Below are 16,944 nucleotides of genomic sequence, written 5' to 3' on the forward strand. Positions count from 1 at the left end.
GGTAGGAGCCAGCAGTGGCCCTCCAGGATCACCCGCACCGGATCCGGTGCGGGGCCCCTGCGCGTGACGGGCGTCGGTCAGGCGCTCTTCTCGCGGCGCTCGCGCTTGATCATGTCGCGCGGGACGAGGGTGGGGATGGCGTGCTTGGAGACCACGTCCCCGGTGACCACCACGCGGGCGACGTCCTGACGCGAGGGGACCTCGTACATCACGGACATCAGCACCTCCTCCATGATGGCCCGCAGCCCGCGCGCGCCGGTGCCGCGCAGGATCGCCTGGTCGGCGATCGCCTCCAGTGCGTCCCGGGAGAACTCCAGCTCCACACCGTCCAGTTCGAACAGCTTGCGGTACTGCTTGACCAAGGCGTTGCGCGGCTCGGTGAGGATCTGCAGCAGCGCCTCGCGGTCCAGGTTGTGCACGCTGGTGATCACCGGCAGACGGCCGATGAACTCGGGGATCATGCCGAACTTCACCAGGTCCTCGGGCATCACCTGGCGGAAGTGGTCGCTGGCGTCCGACTCCCGCTTGGAGCGGATGTTGGCGCCGAAGCCGATGCCCTTGGCACCCGCGCGGCCCTCGATGATCCGCTCCAGGCCGGCGAACGCGCCGCCGACGATGAACAGCACGTTGGTGGTGTCGATCTGGATGAACTCCTGGTGCGGGTGCTTGCGTCCGCCCTGCGGCGGCACCGACGCGGTGGTGCCCTCCAGGATCTTCAGCAGGGCCTGCTGCACGCCCTCGCCGGAGACGTCCCGGGTGATCGACGGGTTCTCGCTCTTGCGCGCGACCTTGTCGATCTCGTCGATGTAGATGATCCCGGTCTCGGCCTTCTTGACGTCGTAGTCGGCCGCCTGGATCAGCTTGAGCAGGATGTTCTCGACGTCCTCGCCGACGTAGCCGGCCTCGGTCAGCGCGGTGGCGTCAGCGATCGCGAACGGCACGTTGAGCATCCGGGCCAGGGTCTGCGCCAGCAGCGTCTTGCCGGAGCCGGTGGGGCCCAGCAGCAGGATGTTGGACTTGGCCAGCTCGATGGCGTCCTCGCGGCCGTTGCCGCCGCTGCGGCCCGCCTCACCGGCCTGGACGCGCTTGTAGTGGTTGTAGACGGCGACCGACAGCGCCTTCTTGGCGAGGTCCTGGCCGACCACGTACTGGTCCAGGAACTCGTAGATCTCGCGCGGCTTCGGGAGCTCCTCGAAGCGCACCTCGGAGGTCTCGGCGAGTTCCTCCTCGATGATCTCGTTGCACAGGTCGATGCACTCGTCGCAGATGTACACGCCTGGGCCGGCGATCAGCTTCTTCACCTGCTTCTGCGACTTGCCGCAGAACGAGCACTTGAGCAGGTCGCCACCGTCTCCGATGCGTGCCACGAGGTGCTTCCCCTTCGCCAGGGGCCCCGCAGGGGTTCCGGGGCCTGGTGCTGTGGACCGTCAACGCCGACGGCGCTCGGTCTCGCTATCCGACGGTACTCTGCCGGGCCCGTGATTCCGTCCTCTTCGCCGGGTCTGCCCTACGCCCTGGGCGAATTGATACCGAACAGATGCCGTGGAACCGGCCCGCCGACGGGTGGGGGCGGGGCGCGCACCAGGAGTGCGCGCCCCGCCCCGACGTGTCCCTCCGCCCCGTTCCCGGGCCCGGGGGGAGCCGGCCTCAGGAGGTCAGCGAGGTCTTGCGGGTGGAGATGATCTGGTCGACCAGGCCGTACTCGGCGGCCTCCTCGGCGGTCAGGATCTTGTCGCGCTCGATGTCCTCGCGCACCTGCTCCACCGACTTGTTGGAGTGCTTGGAAAGCATCTGCTCCAGCTGCTCGCGCATCCGGAAGATCTCCTTGGCCTGGATCTCCAGGTCGGACACCTGGCCGCGGCCGGTCTCGGTGTACGGCTGGTGGATCAGGATCCGGGCGTTCGGCAGCGCCATCCGCTTGCCGGGGGTGCCGGCGGCGAGCAGCACGGCCGCGGCGGAGGCCGCCTGGCCCATGCAGACCGTGGTGATGTCCGGCTTCACGTACTGCATGGTGTCGTAGATGGCCGTGAGGGCCGTGAACGAGCCGCCGGGCGAGTTGATGTACATCTGGATCTCGCGGTCCGGGTCCATCGACTCCAGGCACAGCAGCTGCGCCATGATGTCGTTCGCCGAGACGTCGTCGACCTGCGAGCCGAGGAAGATGATGCGCTCCTCGAACAGCTTGGCGTACGGGTCGTACTCGCGGATGCCCTGGGTGGTGCGCTCGACGAAGCGCGGGACGATGTAGCGGCCCTCGGCGCGCATGTCCTCGACGCGGGCCTGGGCGGCCGACAGGCTGGGGATGTTCATGGGGATTCTGGTCCTCCGGGGCGTTGGGGCTGTGGTCTCGTGGGCCGGGCCGAGGCTCAGGCGCCCGTGCCGCCGCCGCCGGGGACGTCCGCGGCGCTGTGCATGATCGCGTCGATCAGGCCGTACTCCAGGGCCTCCTCCGGCGTGAACCAGCGGTCGCGGTCGGAGTCCCTGGTGATCTGCTCGAAGGACTGGCCGCTGTGGAAGGCGATCAGCTCGGACATCCGCTTCTTGGTGCGGAGGAGCTGCTCGGCCTGGATGCGGATGTCGGTGGCGGAGCCGCCGAGGCCCGCGGAGGGCTGGTGCATCAGGATGTTGGCGTTCGGCAGCGAGAAGCGCTTGCCCTTGGCGCCCGCGGTCAGCAGGAACTGGCCCATGGAGGCGGCCATGCCCATCGCGATGGTGACGACGTCGTTCTTGATGTACTGCATGGTGTCGTAGATCGCCATGCCGGCCGAGATCGAGCCGCCCGGGGAGTTGATGTAGAGGAAGATGTCCTTTTCCGGGTCCGCGGCCAGCAGCAGCAGCTGGGCGGTGATCTTGTTGGCGATGTCGTCGTCGACCTGCTGGCCGAGGAAGATGATCCGCTCGTTGAGCAGCCGGTTGTAGACCTGGTCGCCAAGGCCGCCGAGCACGTCACCAGCGGCGGCGTGCGGTGCCAGCGGGCCAGGCATCTGCATCTGCGGGAACGTCACTTAGCCACCTGCTCAGTCGTTTTGGAGGGCCGTTCCACGGCCGTCACGATGTCGCACAGCTTCCGGGTATCACGTCGTGATTGTTGCTGTCCAAGGACCCTAACGCGCGGCCCCGGCCGCAGAATCCCTCACGCAGAACTGTTCGCTGTGAGCGCAGGGTCGCGGTGGCCCGCGGGAGGGAAGACGGCGGGCCCGGACACCATGACGGCGTCCGGGCCCGCTGTGCGCCTCAGTGGGCTGCCGGGGCTCAGGCCTCGGTCTTCTCCTCGGCGGCGGCCTCGACGGTCTCGCCCGACTGCGACTCGTCGGCCTCGTCATCGTCGAAGTTGATCTCGTTGCCCTCGGTGTCGACGACCTTGGCGGCCTCGACCACGGTGGCCAGCGCCTTGCCGCGGGCGACCTCGCCGACCAGCAGCGGCACCTGGCCACCCTGGACGACCTGCTGCGCGAACTGGTCGGGGGTGAGGCCCGAACCGGCGGCGCGGCGGATGAGGTGCTCGGTCAGCTCCTCCTGGTTAACACCCAGCTCCTCGTCGGCGACGATCTGGTCCAGGACGAACTGGGTCTTGATGCCCTTCTTCGCCTGCTCCTCGATCTCCGCCTCCCACTCCTCGAGGGTCTTGCCCTGGGTCTCCAGGTAGGTGTCGAGGTTCAGGCCCATCGGCTCCAGCTGGTGGTGCTCGACGTTGTGCTTGCGGGTCTGGATCTCGTCCGCGAGGAGCTTCTCGGGGTACTCGATCTCGACCAGCGCCAGCAGGGCGTCCAGCACCTTCTCCTGGGCCTGGGTGGCCTGGTCGTACTCCTTCATGCGCTCCAGGCGCTTGCGGGAGTCGGCGCGCAGCTCCTCCAGGGTGTCGAACTCGCTGGCCAGCTGGGCGAACTCGTCGTCCAGCTCCGGCAGCTCCTTCTCCTGGACGGCCGTGACGGTGACGGTGACCTCGGAGGTCTTGCCCGCCTGGGTGCCGCCCTTGAGCTCGGTCTCGAAGGTCTTCTCCTCGCCGGCGGACAGGCCGACGACGGCCTCGTCGATGCCGTCGATCAGGCGACCCGAGCCGATCTCGTAGCTGACGCCGGCGGCGGTGCCGTCGTCCGGCACCTCGCCGTCGACCTTGGCGACGAGGTCGACGACCACGATGTCACCGGCGGCCGCGGCGCGCTCGACGTCCTTGACCGAGGAGAAGCGCTCGCGCAGCTGCTCCAGCGACTTCTCGATGTCCTCGTCGGAGACGGCGATCGGGTCGACGGCCACCTCGATGGAGGAGAACTCCGGGAGGGTGATCTCCGGGCGGATGTCCACCTCGGCGGTGAACTTCAGGTCACCGCCGTCGGCGATCTTCTCGACACCCTCGATGTTGGTGATGTCGGGCTGTCCGAGGACCTCGATCTTGCCCTCGTCGACGGCCTGCGTGTAGAAGCGCGGCAGGGCGTCGTTGACGGCCTCCTCCAGCACGGCACCACGGCCGAAGCGCTGGTCGATGACGCGAGCCGGGATCTTGCCCTTGCGGAAGCCCGGAACCGTGACCTGCTGGTTGATCTTCTTGTACGCCGCGTCGAGGCTGGGCTTGAGCTCCTCGAAGGGCACCTCGACGGTGAGTCGAACCCGGGTCGGGTTCAGAGTCTCGACGGCGCTCTTCACGGTTTGGTCTCCTATGGGCTTGCGGTCAGGTTGTCTCCGCCCGGCCCGACCGCCCGGCCTGAGCCGTACGGGTGGGTCGGACGAGACGGGCGATGGGCGGTTGGAGCTGCATCTCCCGTGGGGTGGACGGTGAGCTTGACTCCTCGCCCTCGTGCGGTTGACCTGGGTTTCCGCCACAGGGACTACCGCCAGCGTCCCATCCTACCGGTACCACGAAAGGCGGACGCCAGGCGGCACCGTAGCGGCCGAACAGAACAGGGCCCCGCCCCCGTGGACGAGACCCTGCCGCACTGTCGGGGTGGCCGGATTCGAACCGACGGCCTTCCGCTCCCAAAGCGGACGCGCTACCAAACTGCGCCACACCCCGTGGTGCCGAGAGGAAGCGTACACGGCAGGCCTGTTCGGCTCGCCGACTATTTCCGCGCGGGCGCGACGGCGGCACCGACCGCGCGGGGGGAGTGCGAAAACGGGGTGTGCACGCGGGCCGCCGGACCAGGTACTCTGTTGCCCGGACTTCCGGCCGGTGACGGCTGGGGGGTCACGCGGGCGTAGCTCAATGGTAGAGCCCTAGTCTTCCAAACTAGTCACGCGAGTTCGATTCTCGTCGCCCGCTCTTCGCCCGGCCCCGGTGCGCGCTCAGCGCACCGGGGCCGGCTGCGTTTCCGGGGCCCCCGCACGGCGGACCGGGCCCGGTGCGGCTCAGAGCCCCAGGCGGGCGGCCCGGGCGGCGGCCCGGTCGAGGAGCCGGTGGATGTCACCCTCCCGGGTGGTGGGGCGGTCGTTGAACTCGTCCGGGGAGCGCGCCGGGCGGCCGGTGCCGTGCAGCACCTCCATCAGCTGGACCCGGGCCGTACGGACGGTGGCCGGGGTGCCGTAGCCGTACGCCAGGACGGCGGCCTGGGCGCCGAGCAGGCAGACCCGGCCCGTCGCGTCCCACATCGCGCCCTGGAGCCAGCCGTGGGCGCCGATGTAGCGGGAGGCGAGCCGGAGGTGGCCGGCGGCGGTGACCGGGACGGGGCGGGCGGGGCGGCGCAGCGCCCGGTCGAGCAGGGTGGCCCTGGGGATCGGGTGGCCGGCGTGCCAGGGCTGCGGGGTGCTGCCGTGGGGGCAGGTGTACGGCGCGTGGATGCGGGCGGGGGCGGGCAGCGAGGCGAGGTACGCCTCGATCTCGGCGACCAGGCCGGAGCCGTCCGGGTGGAGCAGGAGCGGCCGGGGCCGGGCCGTCGGGGGTGTCGGGTTCGTCAGGGGTGTCGGGTTCGTCGGGCGGGCGGTGCGGGGCATTCGGGTTCTCCGGGCGGACGGCTTTCGGTTTCCGCTGCCCAAAGTGGGGCATCAGGGACATTTCCGCGACCGGAGGGGCCCGCCGTCCGAACGGTTTCCCGGTTGGGTTCCGGGCCGATAGCCTCGGCGGCGTTCGAGCGCAGGTTCGAGCGCGAGCTCAGTCCGAGCGCGAGCCCGAGCCGCGCTCCCGAGGTGGAGGAGTCCCGGTGGGTCCGCAGGAGCGACTGGCCGTCATACAGCACTGCGTGGTGCGGGAGATGGCGCGACTGGGCCAGGTGTTCCGCCTGGACGGCGAGGTCGTGCGGGGCCCGGGCACCACAGCGGTGGCGGTGCGCGAGCACCCCGGGGACGACGGCGCCGGGCACGTGGACCTCGGCTTCGTGCTGCAACTCGGCCGGGCGGACGCGCCGGTGGTGTGGGACTGCGCGGCCGGCCTGGGCAAGACCGAGGAGGAGAAGCTCGCCAACGCGGTGCGGATGTGGGCGACCACCACCGCCTCGGTGCTGGTCGAGCTGGCGGAGGGGCGCGGGGTGCACGCCGACCACCCCGACCTTCCCGAACTCCCGGGCTGGCGCGCGGTCCAGGGGCCGGCGGCGGTGTTCGGCTTCGGCAACGAGCACCTGGCGGGCTGGCTCGCCGAGAACCGGGTGCTCCCGGCGCTGGCGCCCGCGCTGCGGCCGGAGTTGACCGGGTCGGGACCGGTCGGCGTCAAGCTCTTCCTGGGCGGGAAGGCGGGGGACGACGTCGCCGAGGTCCGGGTGGGCGGCGAGGTGTCCGAGGCGGCGTCGGCGACGCTGCGCGCGCTGGACTGGCCGCGGGGTGAACGGCTGTGCTGGGCACGGCTGTTCGTCCTGCTGATGGCCGAACGGGAAGTGCCCGAGCAGGCCGCGCCGACGGGTGCCGCAGCACCCGCACCGATGCGCGTCCGGACCCCGGCGGCGGCGCGCCCCCGGGGTTTGTTCGCTCGTTGGCGGGAGGCGAGACGGGCCGGCCGGTGACGGCTGCCCGCCGACTCGCCCCGGTGAGCGGCCGGGGCGGGCGCTGCGCCGGGATCAGCCTCCGGTGATGCTGGAGATGCTGTGGGCGAGGTTGGCCAGCAGGGAGTTGATCGAGGTCGCGACCGTGGTCTCGTGCAGCATGAAGCCGAACAGGGCGGCGACGATCGCGTGCGGGATCTTCATCTGCTTGTTGCGGATGAAGATGATGCTCAGGATCGCGAACAGGACCAGCGCGGAGACGGAGAGTGCCACCCGGACTCACTTCCTCGTTTTCATAGCGGGGTGCCACCACCCGGCGACACCAGCGAAAGCCGGACCCCGGCATGTCCCACGGTCCCGAGGCGGAATCGCGGACCGTCCGACACACCGCCGGTGAGGGAGCCCACGGTCGACCGCTGTCTGTCGTGCCGCACGTGACGCCCCCTATCCCCCGAATCCTGAACAGTCCCGCCCGGACTCAGTGTGGTCGACCGTGCCGATTGCGTAAAGGTCTGTCCGTCGGCCCGACCCCGATATCCTGCGATGCGAGACGAGTTTCCGCCGACCGGGACGATAGCCGAGCGGCCCTGACGAATCGTCGGCGGGGCCGTGCTGAGCGGCCGGGAAGCGGTCGGGGGCGGTTAACGGAAGCCGCTGGTCCGGTCCGCCGACGGGCCGTCCGATTTGGCCGAAGATCAGCTGCCAGGCTTGACAGTTGCTGCCCACGGCATGTGCCGGACACACCCGCCCGGTCGCGCCGCGTTCCGCTCAGTCGCGCCAGAGCAGCAGCACCGCGCGGTCGTCGTTGATGTCCCGGGCGACGGTCTCGATCAGCGCGGCCGCGGCGCCCGCGCCGGCACCCGGCCCGCCGCCGGGCACCAGCCGGTCCGCCTCCCCCATCAGCCGGTCCATGCCCTCCGTGAGGTCCCGGCCGGGTGCCTCCACCATGCCGTCGGTGCACAGCATCAGGACGTCGCCCCGGTTCAGCCGGCCGCGCACGCCCTCGAACTTGGCGCCGTCGTAGATGCCGAGCAGCGGACCCTCGGCCTCCTTGACCTCCCAGCGGCCGGCACCCGCGAGACGCTGCATGCCCGGCAGGTGCCCGGCCGACAGCAGCTCGTACTCGCCGGTGTCCAGGTCGAGCACCAGGTGGACGGCGGTCGCGAAGCCCTCCTCCCAGGACTGGCGCAGCAGGTAGCCGTTGGCGGCGGGCAGGAAGTCGTGCGCGGGCAGCGAGCCGACCAGGCCGCCGAAGGCGCCGGAGAGCAGCAGCGCGCGGGACCCGGCGTCCATGCCCTTGCCGGAGACGTCCGCGAGGACCACCTCCAGCAGCCGCCGGCCCGGGCCGGTCCGGGCGGCGACCACGAAGTCCCCGGAGAAGGACTGGCCGCCGGCCGGTCGCAGCGCCATGTCCGCGTGCCAGCCGGCCGGGAGCGCGGGCACCCGGCTCTGCACCCGCAGCCGCTCGCGCAGGTCGAACAGCATGGTGGAGCCGCCCCACCAGGGCACGCCGACCCGGGCCCGGAACTGGGCCAGCAGCAGGCCGCCCACCCCGGCGGCGCCGACCACCAGGGCGGCGCCCGGGGTCACGCCGTAGGTGTACGCCTCCGGGTTGTCGCTGGCGACCCGCTGGCCGGTGTGGATCACGGACTCGGCGGACAGCCCCAGCGCGGCCAGCGCGTAGAGCACCACCAGGCTGCCGGGGCGCAGCAGCAGCGCGCCGGCCAGGATCGGCAGGACCAGGGAGGTGGGCGGGGCCCAGTCGGGGATCCAGATGTTGAGCAGGATCAGCAGCGGGACGAGCAGGGCGAGCGCGCAGAGCACCGGCCAGTCGGCGGCGCCGCCGCGGAAGTAGTCCACACCGGCCGTGCGCAGCCTTCGGCGGACCCGGCGGAGCCTCTTGCGCAACCGGGCCGTCACGGGCTCGGACGCCGGGGTGGCGCCGGGCCTCGTCGCAGTCGTCTGGGGCGGTGCGCCCGGCGGTCTGCCAGCCATGGGGACCGACCCTATCCACGGGCACGGCCCGGCGTCGACGGCTCGGACGCGGGCGGGTGCGCCGGAGCGCGAGGCGCTCAGTGGGTTTCGGCCGATCGGGAGGGTCGCGGTCGCGCCGTCAGGAGGCGTACGCCGGTTGGGCGTACGAAACGAGCGGGTGACGTGTGTGCCCCGCGCGCGGCGCCGTTCGCGCGCCGGGGCCTGTGGCCGATCCCACAGGTCGGGAGGCCGTCGCGGCCGCCCCGGGAACGGCGGCGGCCGGCCGCACGGGAGTGTGCGGCCGGCCGTGGGAGGACGGGGTGGGGGGGGATCAGCCCTGGGGGTGGTGGGCCGGGATCGGCGGGAGTTCGCCGGTGGTCTCGTACTCGCTCAGCATCTCGATCCGGCGGGTGTGCCGCGGCTCGCCGCTGTAGGGGGTACCGAGGAAGACCTCGACGAACTGGGTGGCCTCCTCCTGCGTGTGCATGCGGCCGCCGATGGAGATCACGTTGGCGTTGTTGTGCTGACGGCCGAGTTCGGCGGTCTGCTTGCTCCAGGCCAGCGCGGCCCGGACGCCCTTGACCTTGTTGGCGGCGATCGCCTCGCCGTTGCCCGAGCCGCCGATGACGATGCCCAGCGCCTCGGGGTCGGCGGCGGTGCGCTCGGCGGCGCGCAGGCAGAACGGCGGGTAGTCGTCCTCGGCGTCGTAGATGTGCGGCCCGCAGTCGACCGGCTCGTGGCCGGCCCCCTTGAGCCACTCCACGAGGTGGTTCTTCAGTTCGTATCCGGCATGGTCGGAGCCCAGGTACACGCGCATGCCATGAGTGTGGCATGCGCGTGCGCTCGGGCCCGACAACGGGGGCGTCAGCGCCGGCCGAGGAGCTTCCAGGCGAGCGGCAGGGCGCCGGCGGCGAGGACGGCCTTGAGGGCGTCGCCGACCAGGTACGGGTAGAGGCCGAGCTCGGCGGCGCGGGCGAGCGGCACGTGCAGCGAGAGGGCGAGATACGGGACGCCGACCGCGTAGACGGCGAGGCTCCCGAGGGCCATGGTGACGGCGGTGTTCACCGGGGTGCGGTCGGCGCCGCGGCGGGCCAGCGCGCCGGTCAGGGCGGCGGCGAGGACGAAGCCGATCACGTAGCCGAGGGAGGGCATCGCCCATCCGGAGGTGCCCTCGGCGAACCAGGGCAGGCCGGCCATGCCGGCGAGCAGGTAGAGGGCGAGCGAGGCGACGCCGCGGCGGGTGCCGAGCGCGGTGCCGACCAGCAGGGCGGCGAAGGTCTGACCGGTGACCGGCACCGGCGAGCCGGGGACGTTCACCGAGAGCTGGGCGGCCACGCCGGTCAGCGCGGCGCCGCCGGCCACCAGCGCCAGGTCGCGGACCTGGCCGCCGAGGCGGGTGGAGGCGGCGGGCAGCAGGTCGGCGAGGACGGCGCGGCGCGGTATCGGGGTGGTGGCGGTGGCCATCGGGGGATCCTCCGTGGGGGTCCGGATGAGTGAACACCTGTGAACCTACGCGGTGATCCACTGCGCGACCTGCACGGTTTCGGACAAAGCCCCGCCCTCGGCGATTGTCGGAACCGGCCCGGAATCACGCAACGTCACCGCGTCGCGACCCTGTGCGTCCTCCTGGTCCGCCATGTGAGCCCCGGTCGGACATTCTTGGCATGGCTCGCGGTTCCCCGGATATTGGACAGCTCATGCCGCATACCGCACAGTCTGGAACCACCCCTATGGCCCCCACCTCCGCGCCCACGGCGCCCGGGACCACCGACGGCGCCCACCCTGCCGCGGGCCCGGCGTCGAACGGCCAGCAGCTCACCCACGGGCTGAAGCAGCGCCACCTGTCGATGATCGCCCTCGGCGGCGTGATCGGCGCGGGCCTCTTCGTCGGCTCCGGCGCGGGCATCGCCGCCGCGGGCCCGGCGATCATCCTGGCCTTCGTGCTCTCCGGCCTGCTGGTCATGCTGATCATGCGGATGCTCGGCGAGATGTCGGCGGCCCGCCCCGCCTCCGGCTCGTTCTCGGTGCACGCCGAGAAGGAGATCGGCCCGTGGGCCGGGATCACGGCCGGCTGGATGTACTGGGTGATGCTCTGCTGCGGCGTCGCCGCCGAGGCCACCGCCGCCGGGAAGATCGTCAACGGCTGGGTCCCGGGTGTCTCCGCCTGGGTCTGGGTCGCCCTGTTCATGGTCTTCTTCTGCGCGAGCAACCTCACCGCGGTGAAGAACTTCGGCGAGTTCGAGTTCTGGTTCGCCACGATCAAGGTCGCCGCGATCATCGCCTTCCTGGTCCTCGGCGGCCTCGGCATCGCCGGGGTCCTCGGCCCCGGCGCCCCCGGCACGGCCAACCTGACCGGCCACGGCGGCTTCCTGCCCACCGGCGTCAGCGGACTGATCGTCGGCCTGCTCGCCTCGGTCTTCGCGTACGGCGGTCTGGAGACCGTCACCATCGCCGCCGCCGAGTCCGACGACCCCAAGAAGAACGTCGCCAACGCCGTGCGCACCGCGGTGTGGCGGATCGCGATCTTCTACATCGGCTCGATGGCCCTGGTGGTCACCCTGGTGTCCTGGAAGGACCCGGCAGTCGTCGCCGACGGCCCGTACGTCACCGTGCTGCGCCACCTCGGGGTGCCCGGCGCCGGGACGATCATGCAGGTCGTGGTGCTGGTCGCGCTGCTGTCCGCGATGAACGCCAACATCTACGGCGCCTCCCGGATGGCGTACTCGCTGGTCGGCCGCGGCCAGGGCCCCAAGGCGCTGGCCAAGGTCAGCGGCGGGGTGCCGCGCCGGGCCGTGCTGGCCTCCTGCCTGTTCGGCTTCGGCGCCGTGCTGGCCGCCAAGTTCTGGCCGGACACCGTGTTCACCTGGCTGATGAACACCACCGGTGTGGCGATCCTGGTGGTCTGGCTGTTCATCTGCGTGGTCCAGCTGCGGATGCGCCGCCGGCTGGAGCGCGAGTCGCCCGAGCTGCTCACCGTGAAGATGTGGGGCTACCCGTACCTGACCTGGGTCGCGATGGCCGGGGTGGCCGGCATCCTCGCGCTGATGACCACCACCGAGGGCAACCGGCAGCAGCTGTACGCGGCCGGGGTGCTGGTCGTGCTGCTGAGCGCCGCCGGCCTGCTCAAGCAGCGCCGGGACGCCGCCGCCCGCTGAGCCGCCGCCCGCACGACGACGGGGCCCGGTACCGATCCGGTACCGGGCCCCGTCGCGTCGCCGGCGCTACTCGAAGGACGGGCCGGCCGTCCGGGTGCGCTTGATCTCGTAGAAGCCGGGAGTGGAGGCCACCAGCAGGGTGCCGTCCCACAGGCGGGCCGCGGCCTCGCCCTTCGGGGCGGGGGTGACCACCGGGCCGAAGAAGGCGACCCGCTCGCCGTCCACGCCCTCGACCGCGATCACCGGGGTGCCGACGTCCTCGCCGACCAGGGTGATGCCCTCCTGGTGGGAGGCGCGCAGGGCCTCGTCGTGGATGTCCGTGCCGGCGGCGTCGGCCAGTTCGGCGGGCAGGCCCGCGGCCACCAGGGCCGCGGTTATGGTCTCCCGGTCCTGCGGCAGGCCCTGGTTGTGGAAGCGCACGCCGAGTTCGGTGTAGAGCCGGCCGAGCACCTCCTCGCCGTGCTTCTCGGCGGCGGCGATGCACACCCGCACCGCGCCCCAGGCGTTGTTCAGGAGCTCGCGGTAGTTGTCGGGGAGGTCACGGTGCTCGTTCAGCACCGACAGGCTCATCACGTGCCAGCGCACGTCGACCGGGCGCAGCTGCTGGACCTCGACCAGCCAGCGGGAGGTCATCCACGCCCACGGGCAGGCCGGGTCGAACCAGAAGTCGGCGGTCTTGCGCTCAGCGGCAGTCGTCACTGCGTGTCGTCCTTCGTGAGGTGATCCGGGCAGGGGTGAACTCCCCTGGTGGCCCAACACCCGCCCGACGCCGCTGATTCCGCTCCGGACGCGTCGGTCTGTGCAATGGTACCGACGGCGGGGGGCGTGACAGGATGGTGCCGCGTGCACGGACGACGCCGGGCACCGAGACCGCACCACCCACACGCGCACCACCGTGCGAGCCGGACAAAGGAGTACCGCCGTGCCGGGCAAGAACCTCAGCCGCGACGAAGCCCAGCAGCGGGCCAGCATCCTGGCCGTGGACGGCTACCGCGTCCGGCTGGACGTCACCTCGGCGCCGAACCCGGCGGCCACCACCTTCCGCTCCACCACCACGGTGGCCTTCCGCTGCTCCGAGCCCGGCGCGGACACCTTCCTCGACCTGCTCGCCCCGGCCGTCCGCTCGGTCACCCTCAACGGGCGCGCCGTCGACCCGGCCGCCGCCTACGACGGCGCCCGGGTGCACGTCGAGGGCCTGGCCGCCGAGAACGTGCTGACCGTCGAGGCGGACTGCGCCTACAGCCGCACCGGCGAGGGCCTGCACCGCTTCGTCGACCCCGCGGACGGCGAGACCTACCTCTACACCCACTACGAGCCGGCCGACGCCCGCCGGGTGTTCGCGACCTTCGAACAGCCCGACCTGAAGGCCCCGTTCACCTTCACGGTGACCGCGCCGGCCGCCTGGGACGTGTGGTCCAACGCCCCGCACGAGGACGTCACCGCCGAGGACGGCGCCCGCACCTGGGAGTTCGCGCCGACCAAGCCGATCTCCACCTACCTCACCGCGGTCGTCGCCGGCCCCTACCACGTCGCCCGTGACCACTACAGCCGCGAGCTCGCCGACGGCACCACCCTGGAGATCCCGCTCTCCGCGATGTGCCGCAGGTCCCTGGCCCCGCACTTCGACGCGGACGAGATCCTCGGCGTCACCAAGCTCGGACTCGACTTCTTCCACGAGGAGTTCGACTACCCGTACCCCTTCGGCAAGTACGACCAGGCGTTCGTCCCCGAGTACAACATCGGTGCGATGGAGAACCCGGGCTGCGTCACCTTCCGCGAGGAGTTCGTCTTCCGCTCGAAGGTCACCGACGCCGCCTACGAGGGCCGGGCCAACGTCATCCTGCACGAGATGGCGCACATGTGGTTCGGCGACCTGGTCACCATGCGCTGGTGGGACGACCTGTGGCTGAAGGAGTCCTTCGCCGACTTCATGGGCTCCTACGGCCTGATCGGCGCCCGCACCCGCTACTCCTCCGCCTGGGTCACCTTCGCCAACCAGCGCAAGGCGTGGGCCTACCGGCAGGACCAGTTCCCCACCACGCACCCGATCACCGCGGACATCCGCGACCTGGAGGACGCCAAGCTCAACTTCGACGGCATCACCTACGCCAAGGGCGCCTCCGTCCTCAAGCAGCTGGTGGCGTACGCCGGTTCGGAGGCCTTCTTCGAGGGCGCCCGCCGCTACTTCAAGCGCCACGCGTTCGGCAACACCGAACTCACCGACCTGCTGGACATCCTGGAGGAGACCAGCGGCCGCGACCTCACCTCCTGGGCCGCCGCCTGGCTGCAGACCGCCGGCGTCAACGCGCTCACCCCGCAGGTCACCACCGACGCCGAGGGCCGGATCACCGAACTCGCCGTGCTGCAGGACACGGCGGACGATCCGGCGACTCCGTCCCGTGGCGTGCTGCGCCCGCACCGGATCGCGGTCGGCCTGTACGACCGGGACGCCGACGGCGCCCTGGTGCGCACCGGCCGGATCGAGCTGGACGTCACCGGCGCCCGCACCGTCGTCACCGGGGCGGCCGGCCTCCCCCGCCCCGCGCTCGTCCTGCTCAACGACGACGACCTCACCTACTGCAAGATCCGCTTCGACGGGGACTCGTTGGAGACCCTGCGCACCGGCCTCGGCGACATCCACGACGAGCTGGCCCGCGCCCTGGCCTGGTCCGCCGTCTGGAACCTCACCCGGGACGGTCTGATGCCGGCCCGCGACTACGTCGCCCTGGTGCTGCGCTTCGCGGGCCAGGAGGGCAACATCGGCGTCCTGCAGTCGCTGCACCAGCAGGCCAAGACCGCCGTCGACCTGTACGCCGACCCGGCCTGGCGCGGCGAGGGCGGCCGGCTGCTCGCCGACGGCGCCCTGCGCGAGCTGCGCGACGCCGTCCCCGGCAGCGACCACCAGCTGGCCTGGGCCCGCTTCCTCGCCCAGACCGCGGGCGGCGCCGAGCACCTCGGCCTGGTCCGCGGCCTGCTGGCCGGCAGCGCCCGGATCGACGGCCTGGACGTCGACCAGGAGCTGCGCTGGTCGCTGTGGCTGGCCCTGGCCGCCGCCGGCCAGGCCTCCGACGAGGAGCTGGCCGCCGAGCTGGCCGCCGACAACACCGCCGGCGGCAAGCGGCAGTACACCCACTGCCTGGCCGCCCGGCCCACCCCGGAGGCCAAGGCCGCCGCCTGGTCGGCCGTGGTCGACTCGGACGAGCTGCCGAACGCCCTGGTCGAGGCCAACATCGCGGGCTTCGCGCTGCCCGCCCACCGCGACCTGACCGCCCTCTACGCGGCGCCGTACTTCAAGCTGCTGGAGAGGATCTGGGCCGAGCGGACCATCGAGATCGCGATCCGCTTCGTCAGCGGCTTCTTCCCGAGCGCCCAGACCGGCGAGCCGACCCTCGCCGAGGCCGACGCCTGGCTGGACGGGCACCCGCAGGCCGCGCCGGCGCTGCGCCGTCTGGTGCTGGAGCGCCGGGACGACCTGGCCCGTGCGCTGCGGGCGCAGGCCTGCGACCGGGTCTGAGCGCCCTCCTGCCGTGCTGAAGGGGCCCGCCGTGCGCGTCACGGCGGGCCCCTTCGGCGTGGACCGCGGCGGCGGTCAGCCGCGCCCGGTCAGCGTCGGCGTCCCCTCGCCCTCCAGTTCGCCGTGCGCGATCCGGCGCCCGGTGACGGCCAGCAGGAGCGCGAGGATCGGACCCCTCACCTCGGGGCCGGTGCCCGCCGTCCAGTCGGCGTCGGTGGCCCGCAGGGTCAGCCCGGCCGCCCGCCGCTTGCCGCCGACGATCAGGTTGGAGCGCCGGTAGAAGTCCGCGAGCCGGGTCAGGGCCTCCGTCGGGTACGCGCGGACGATGCCGAGCGGGCGCCGGATGTCCTCGGCGTGCACCACGGTCTCGCCCAGCCAGCTGTCGACCGGGCCCGGCGGGTGGCTGACCGAGTCCAGCCGCGCCCGGAAGGCGTCGAGGGTGTCGGCGGGCGTCCCGGCGGTCAGCTCGGCGATCTCACGGGCGGTCATCGCCTCGAAGCGGAAGCCGGACCGGGCCAGCTTCAGGAAGAAGCCTGCCGGGGTCATCCGGGCCGTCGCCGCCATGTGCGCCAGGGTGTCCTGCACGGTCCGCCCGACGCAGAGCGAGGGCGTCGCCCACTGCCCCGGGGTGAGGCCCTCCACGTCGGCGAGCAGGGCGCGCCGCTCGCGGTGGATCGTCCCCCACGGGTCCGGTGTCGTCGCCATGGTTCCGTGGTACTACGGCGGCGGCCGGGCCGCACCCCCGGGGGGCTCGGCCCGGCCGTGACGGGCGTGCGGGCGTCAGTCGCGGCGCAGGCCGCGGTCCAGGGCGGCGATCGCGCTGCCCCGGGCGTCGTCGCCGTCCAGCGACCAGACCATCACGCCGCCCAGGTCGTTCCAGCGCGCGTACCGCGCCTTCAGGGTGAGCACCTCGGCGGTGTCGTAGCTGTAGAAGGTGGTGCCGTCGTACTTCCAGGACGCGCCGTGGTCGCGGTCCACGTGGACCGTGCCGGGCAGTGCGTTGATCTCCTGGTACGAGTGGTCGGGCGCGGCGGCGGTGGCGCTCTGGAAGAGGCCGCCGCGCCTGCCGGGGGCGACGCCGGTCCAGCCGTGGCCGTAGAGCGGGGCGCCGAGGACGAGCTGCTCGGAGGGCAGGCCGCGCTCCTGGTAGTGCGTGACCGCCGTGTCGGCGCTGCGCCGGCGGGGGTCCGGGTCGGCCGGGTCGGGGTAGAGGTTTGCCTTAGTCCATCTGCCGTTCACCGCGCAAGGGGACGGGCCGGGTCGGTGCAGCATGCAAAAGCCCGCGGCGCACTCGGAAGCCGGCCCACGATGCAGGAACGGGCCCGGCCCGCGGAAACCGGCCCACCGTGCGGAGGACCGGCGCGGCGCACGGAAGCCGGCCCGGCACGCGGAAGGGGCCGGA

15 protein-coding genes and 2 tRNA genes are annotated in these 16,944 nt (G+C 72.1%); 4 read left to right on the plus strand and 13 right to left on the minus strand.

Annotated elements, in window-relative coordinates; all coding sequences use genetic code 11:
• Positions 1 to 77 precede the first annotated feature (77 nt).
• The 5 genes from clpX to AB0D10_RS38860 form a co-directional block, all read right to left on the minus strand.
• Entirely contained in the window at positions 78 to 1,367 is a 1,290-nt protein-coding gene (gene clpX, locus AB0D10_RS38840) for an ATP-dependent Clp protease ATP-binding subunit ClpX (RefSeq protein WP_045696864.1), read from the minus strand.
• Between the two features lie 280 nt (positions 1,368 to 1,647).
• Positions 1,648 to 2,310 (minus strand): ATP-dependent Clp protease proteolytic subunit, encoded by a 663-nt coding sequence (locus tag AB0D10_RS38845; RefSeq protein WP_329931164.1) that lies wholly within the window; start codon positions 2,308 to 2,310, stop codon positions 1,648 to 1,650.
• A gap of 56 nt (positions 2,311 to 2,366) precedes the next feature.
• The gene (locus AB0D10_RS38850; protein ID WP_360265466.1) at positions 2,367 to 2,984 is read right to left on the minus strand and encodes an ATP-dependent Clp protease proteolytic subunit; all 618 of its coding nucleotides are present in this window, start codon (positions 2,982 to 2,984) and stop codon (positions 2,367 to 2,369) included.
• A 268-nt stretch (positions 2,985 to 3,252) separates the two neighbouring features.
• Complete coding sequence (gene tig / locus AB0D10_RS38855; RefSeq protein WP_360265361.1) at positions 3,253 to 4,641, minus strand: trigger factor; 1,389 nt, start codon at positions 4,639 to 4,641, stop codon at positions 3,253 to 3,255.
• 293 nt (positions 4,642 to 4,934) lie between these two features.
• A tRNA-Pro gene (locus AB0D10_RS38860) sits at positions 4,935 to 5,008 on the minus strand.
• Positions 5,009 to 5,183: 175 nt separating this feature from the next.
• On the opposite strand from AB0D10_RS38860, the gene AB0D10_RS38865 reads away from it, so the two are divergent.
• Positions 5,184 to 5,254 (plus strand) — tRNA-Gly (locus AB0D10_RS38865).
• A gap of 86 nt (positions 5,255 to 5,340) precedes the next feature.
• Here AB0D10_RS38865 and AB0D10_RS38870 read toward each other — a convergent pair.
• Entirely contained in the window at positions 5,341 to 5,922 is a 582-nt protein-coding gene (locus tag AB0D10_RS38870; RefSeq protein WP_360265364.1) for a hypothetical protein, read from the minus strand.
• Positions 5,923 to 6,128: 206 nt separating this feature from the next.
• Here AB0D10_RS38870 and AB0D10_RS38875 point away from each other — a divergent pair, with 206 nt between their 5' ends.
• Positions 6,129 to 6,920, plus strand: coding sequence for a DUF6348 family protein (locus tag AB0D10_RS38875; RefSeq protein WP_360265367.1), 792 nt, complete (start codon positions 6,129 to 6,131; stop codon positions 6,918 to 6,920).
• A gap of 54 nt (positions 6,921 to 6,974) precedes the next feature.
• Here AB0D10_RS38875 and AB0D10_RS38880 read toward each other — a convergent pair whose 3' ends face one another.
• The 4 genes from AB0D10_RS38880 to AB0D10_RS38895 form a co-directional block, all read right to left on the minus strand.
• Positions 6,975 to 7,172: a hypothetical protein gene (locus tag AB0D10_RS38880; protein WP_030058274.1), complete on the minus strand. Its 198-nt coding sequence runs from the start codon at positions 7,170 to 7,172 to the stop codon at positions 6,975 to 6,977.
• Positions 7,173 to 7,667: 495 nt separating this feature from the next.
• Positions 7,668 to 8,894 carry a PP2C family protein-serine/threonine phosphatase gene (locus AB0D10_RS38885; protein WP_360265371.1) on the minus strand — a complete coding sequence of 409 codons (1,227 nt, stop codon included), beginning with the start codon at positions 8,892 to 8,894 and terminating at the stop codon, positions 7,668 to 7,670.
• A 310-nt stretch (positions 8,895 to 9,204) separates the two neighbouring features.
• Positions 9,205 to 9,690 carry a ribose-5-phosphate isomerase gene (locus tag AB0D10_RS38890; protein ID WP_360265374.1) on the minus strand — a complete coding sequence of 162 codons (486 nt, stop codon included), beginning with the start codon at positions 9,688 to 9,690 and terminating at the stop codon, positions 9,205 to 9,207.
• A 47-nt stretch (positions 9,691 to 9,737) separates the two neighbouring features.
• Complete coding sequence (locus tag AB0D10_RS38895) at positions 9,738 to 10,337, minus strand: biotin transporter BioY (RefSeq protein WP_360265377.1); 600 nt, start codon at positions 10,335 to 10,337, stop codon at positions 9,738 to 9,740.
• A gap of 383 nt (positions 10,338 to 10,720) precedes the next feature.
• Between AB0D10_RS38895 and AB0D10_RS38900 the strand changes: the two genes are divergently transcribed.
• The gene (locus AB0D10_RS38900) at positions 10,721 to 12,028 is read left to right on the plus strand and encodes an amino acid permease (protein WP_360265469.1); all 1,308 of its coding nucleotides are present in this window, start codon (positions 10,721 to 10,723) and stop codon (positions 12,026 to 12,028) included.
• A gap of 66 nt (positions 12,029 to 12,094) precedes the next feature.
• Here the strand turns inward: AB0D10_RS38900 and AB0D10_RS38905 are convergent, their stop codons facing one another.
• Entirely contained in the window at positions 12,095 to 12,661 is a 567-nt protein-coding gene (locus tag AB0D10_RS38905) for a disulfide bond formation protein DsbA (RefSeq protein ID WP_360265472.1), read from the minus strand.
• Positions 12,662 to 12,950: 289 nt separating this feature from the next.
• Between AB0D10_RS38905 and pepN the strand changes: the two genes are divergently transcribed.
• A complete protein-coding gene (gene pepN, locus AB0D10_RS38910; RefSeq protein WP_360265379.1) occupies positions 12,951 to 15,542 on the plus strand; it encodes an aminopeptidase N in 2,592 nt (863 codons plus the stop codon).
• 75 nt (positions 15,543 to 15,617) lie between these two features.
• Here pepN and AB0D10_RS38915 read toward each other — a convergent pair whose 3' ends face one another.
• On the minus strand, positions 15,618 to 16,247 hold the full coding sequence (locus AB0D10_RS38915) for a maleylpyruvate isomerase family mycothiol-dependent enzyme (RefSeq protein WP_360265382.1): 630 nt from the start codon (positions 16,245 to 16,247) through the stop codon (positions 15,618 to 15,620).
• A 75-nt stretch (positions 16,248 to 16,322) separates the two neighbouring features.
• Positions 16,323 to 16,781: a glycoside hydrolase family 18 protein gene (locus AB0D10_RS38920; RefSeq protein WP_360265385.1), complete on the minus strand. Its 459-nt coding sequence runs from the start codon at positions 16,779 to 16,781 to the stop codon at positions 16,323 to 16,325.
• Positions 16,782 to 16,944 lie beyond the last annotated feature (163 nt).

The organism is Kitasatospora sp. NPDC048545, assembly GCF_040651155.1.
GTDB lineage: Bacteria > Actinomycetota > Actinomycetes > Streptomycetales > Streptomycetaceae > Kitasatospora.

Coding starts and splice junctions, on each gene's coding strand:
- AB0D10_RS38845 (WP_329931164.1), bottom strand. CDS start 2,310: ATGAACATCCCCAGCCTGTCGGCCGCCCAGGCCCGCGTCGAGGACATG.
- AB0D10_RS38850 (WP_360265466.1), bottom strand. CDS start 2,984: ATGCCTGGCCCGCTGGCACCGCACGCCGCCGCTGGTGACGTGCTCGGC.
- AB0D10_RS38870 (WP_360265364.1), bottom strand. CDS start 5,922: ATGCCCCGCACCGCCCGCCCGACGAACCCGACACCCCTGACGAACCCG.
- AB0D10_RS38885 (WP_360265371.1), bottom strand. CDS start 8,894: ATGGCTGGCAGACCGCCGGGCGCACCGCCCCAGACGACTGCGACGAGG.
- AB0D10_RS38890 (WP_360265374.1), bottom strand. CDS start 9,690: ATGCGCGTGTACCTGGGCTCCGACCATGCCGGATACGAACTGAAGAAC.
- AB0D10_RS38895 (WP_360265377.1), bottom strand. CDS start 10,337: ATGGCCACCGCCACCACCCCGATACCGCGCCGCGCCGTCCTCGCCGAC.
- AB0D10_RS38900 (WP_360265469.1), top strand. CDS start 10,721: ATGATCGCCCTCGGCGGCGTGATCGGCGCGGGCCTCTTCGTCGGCTCC.
- AB0D10_RS38905 (WP_360265472.1), bottom strand. CDS start 12,661: ATGACCTCCCGCTGGCTGGTCGAGGTCCAGCAGCTGCGCCCGGTCGAC.
- AB0D10_RS38915 (WP_360265382.1), bottom strand. CDS start 16,247: ATGGCGACGACACCGGACCCGTGGGGGACGATCCACCGCGAGCGGCGC.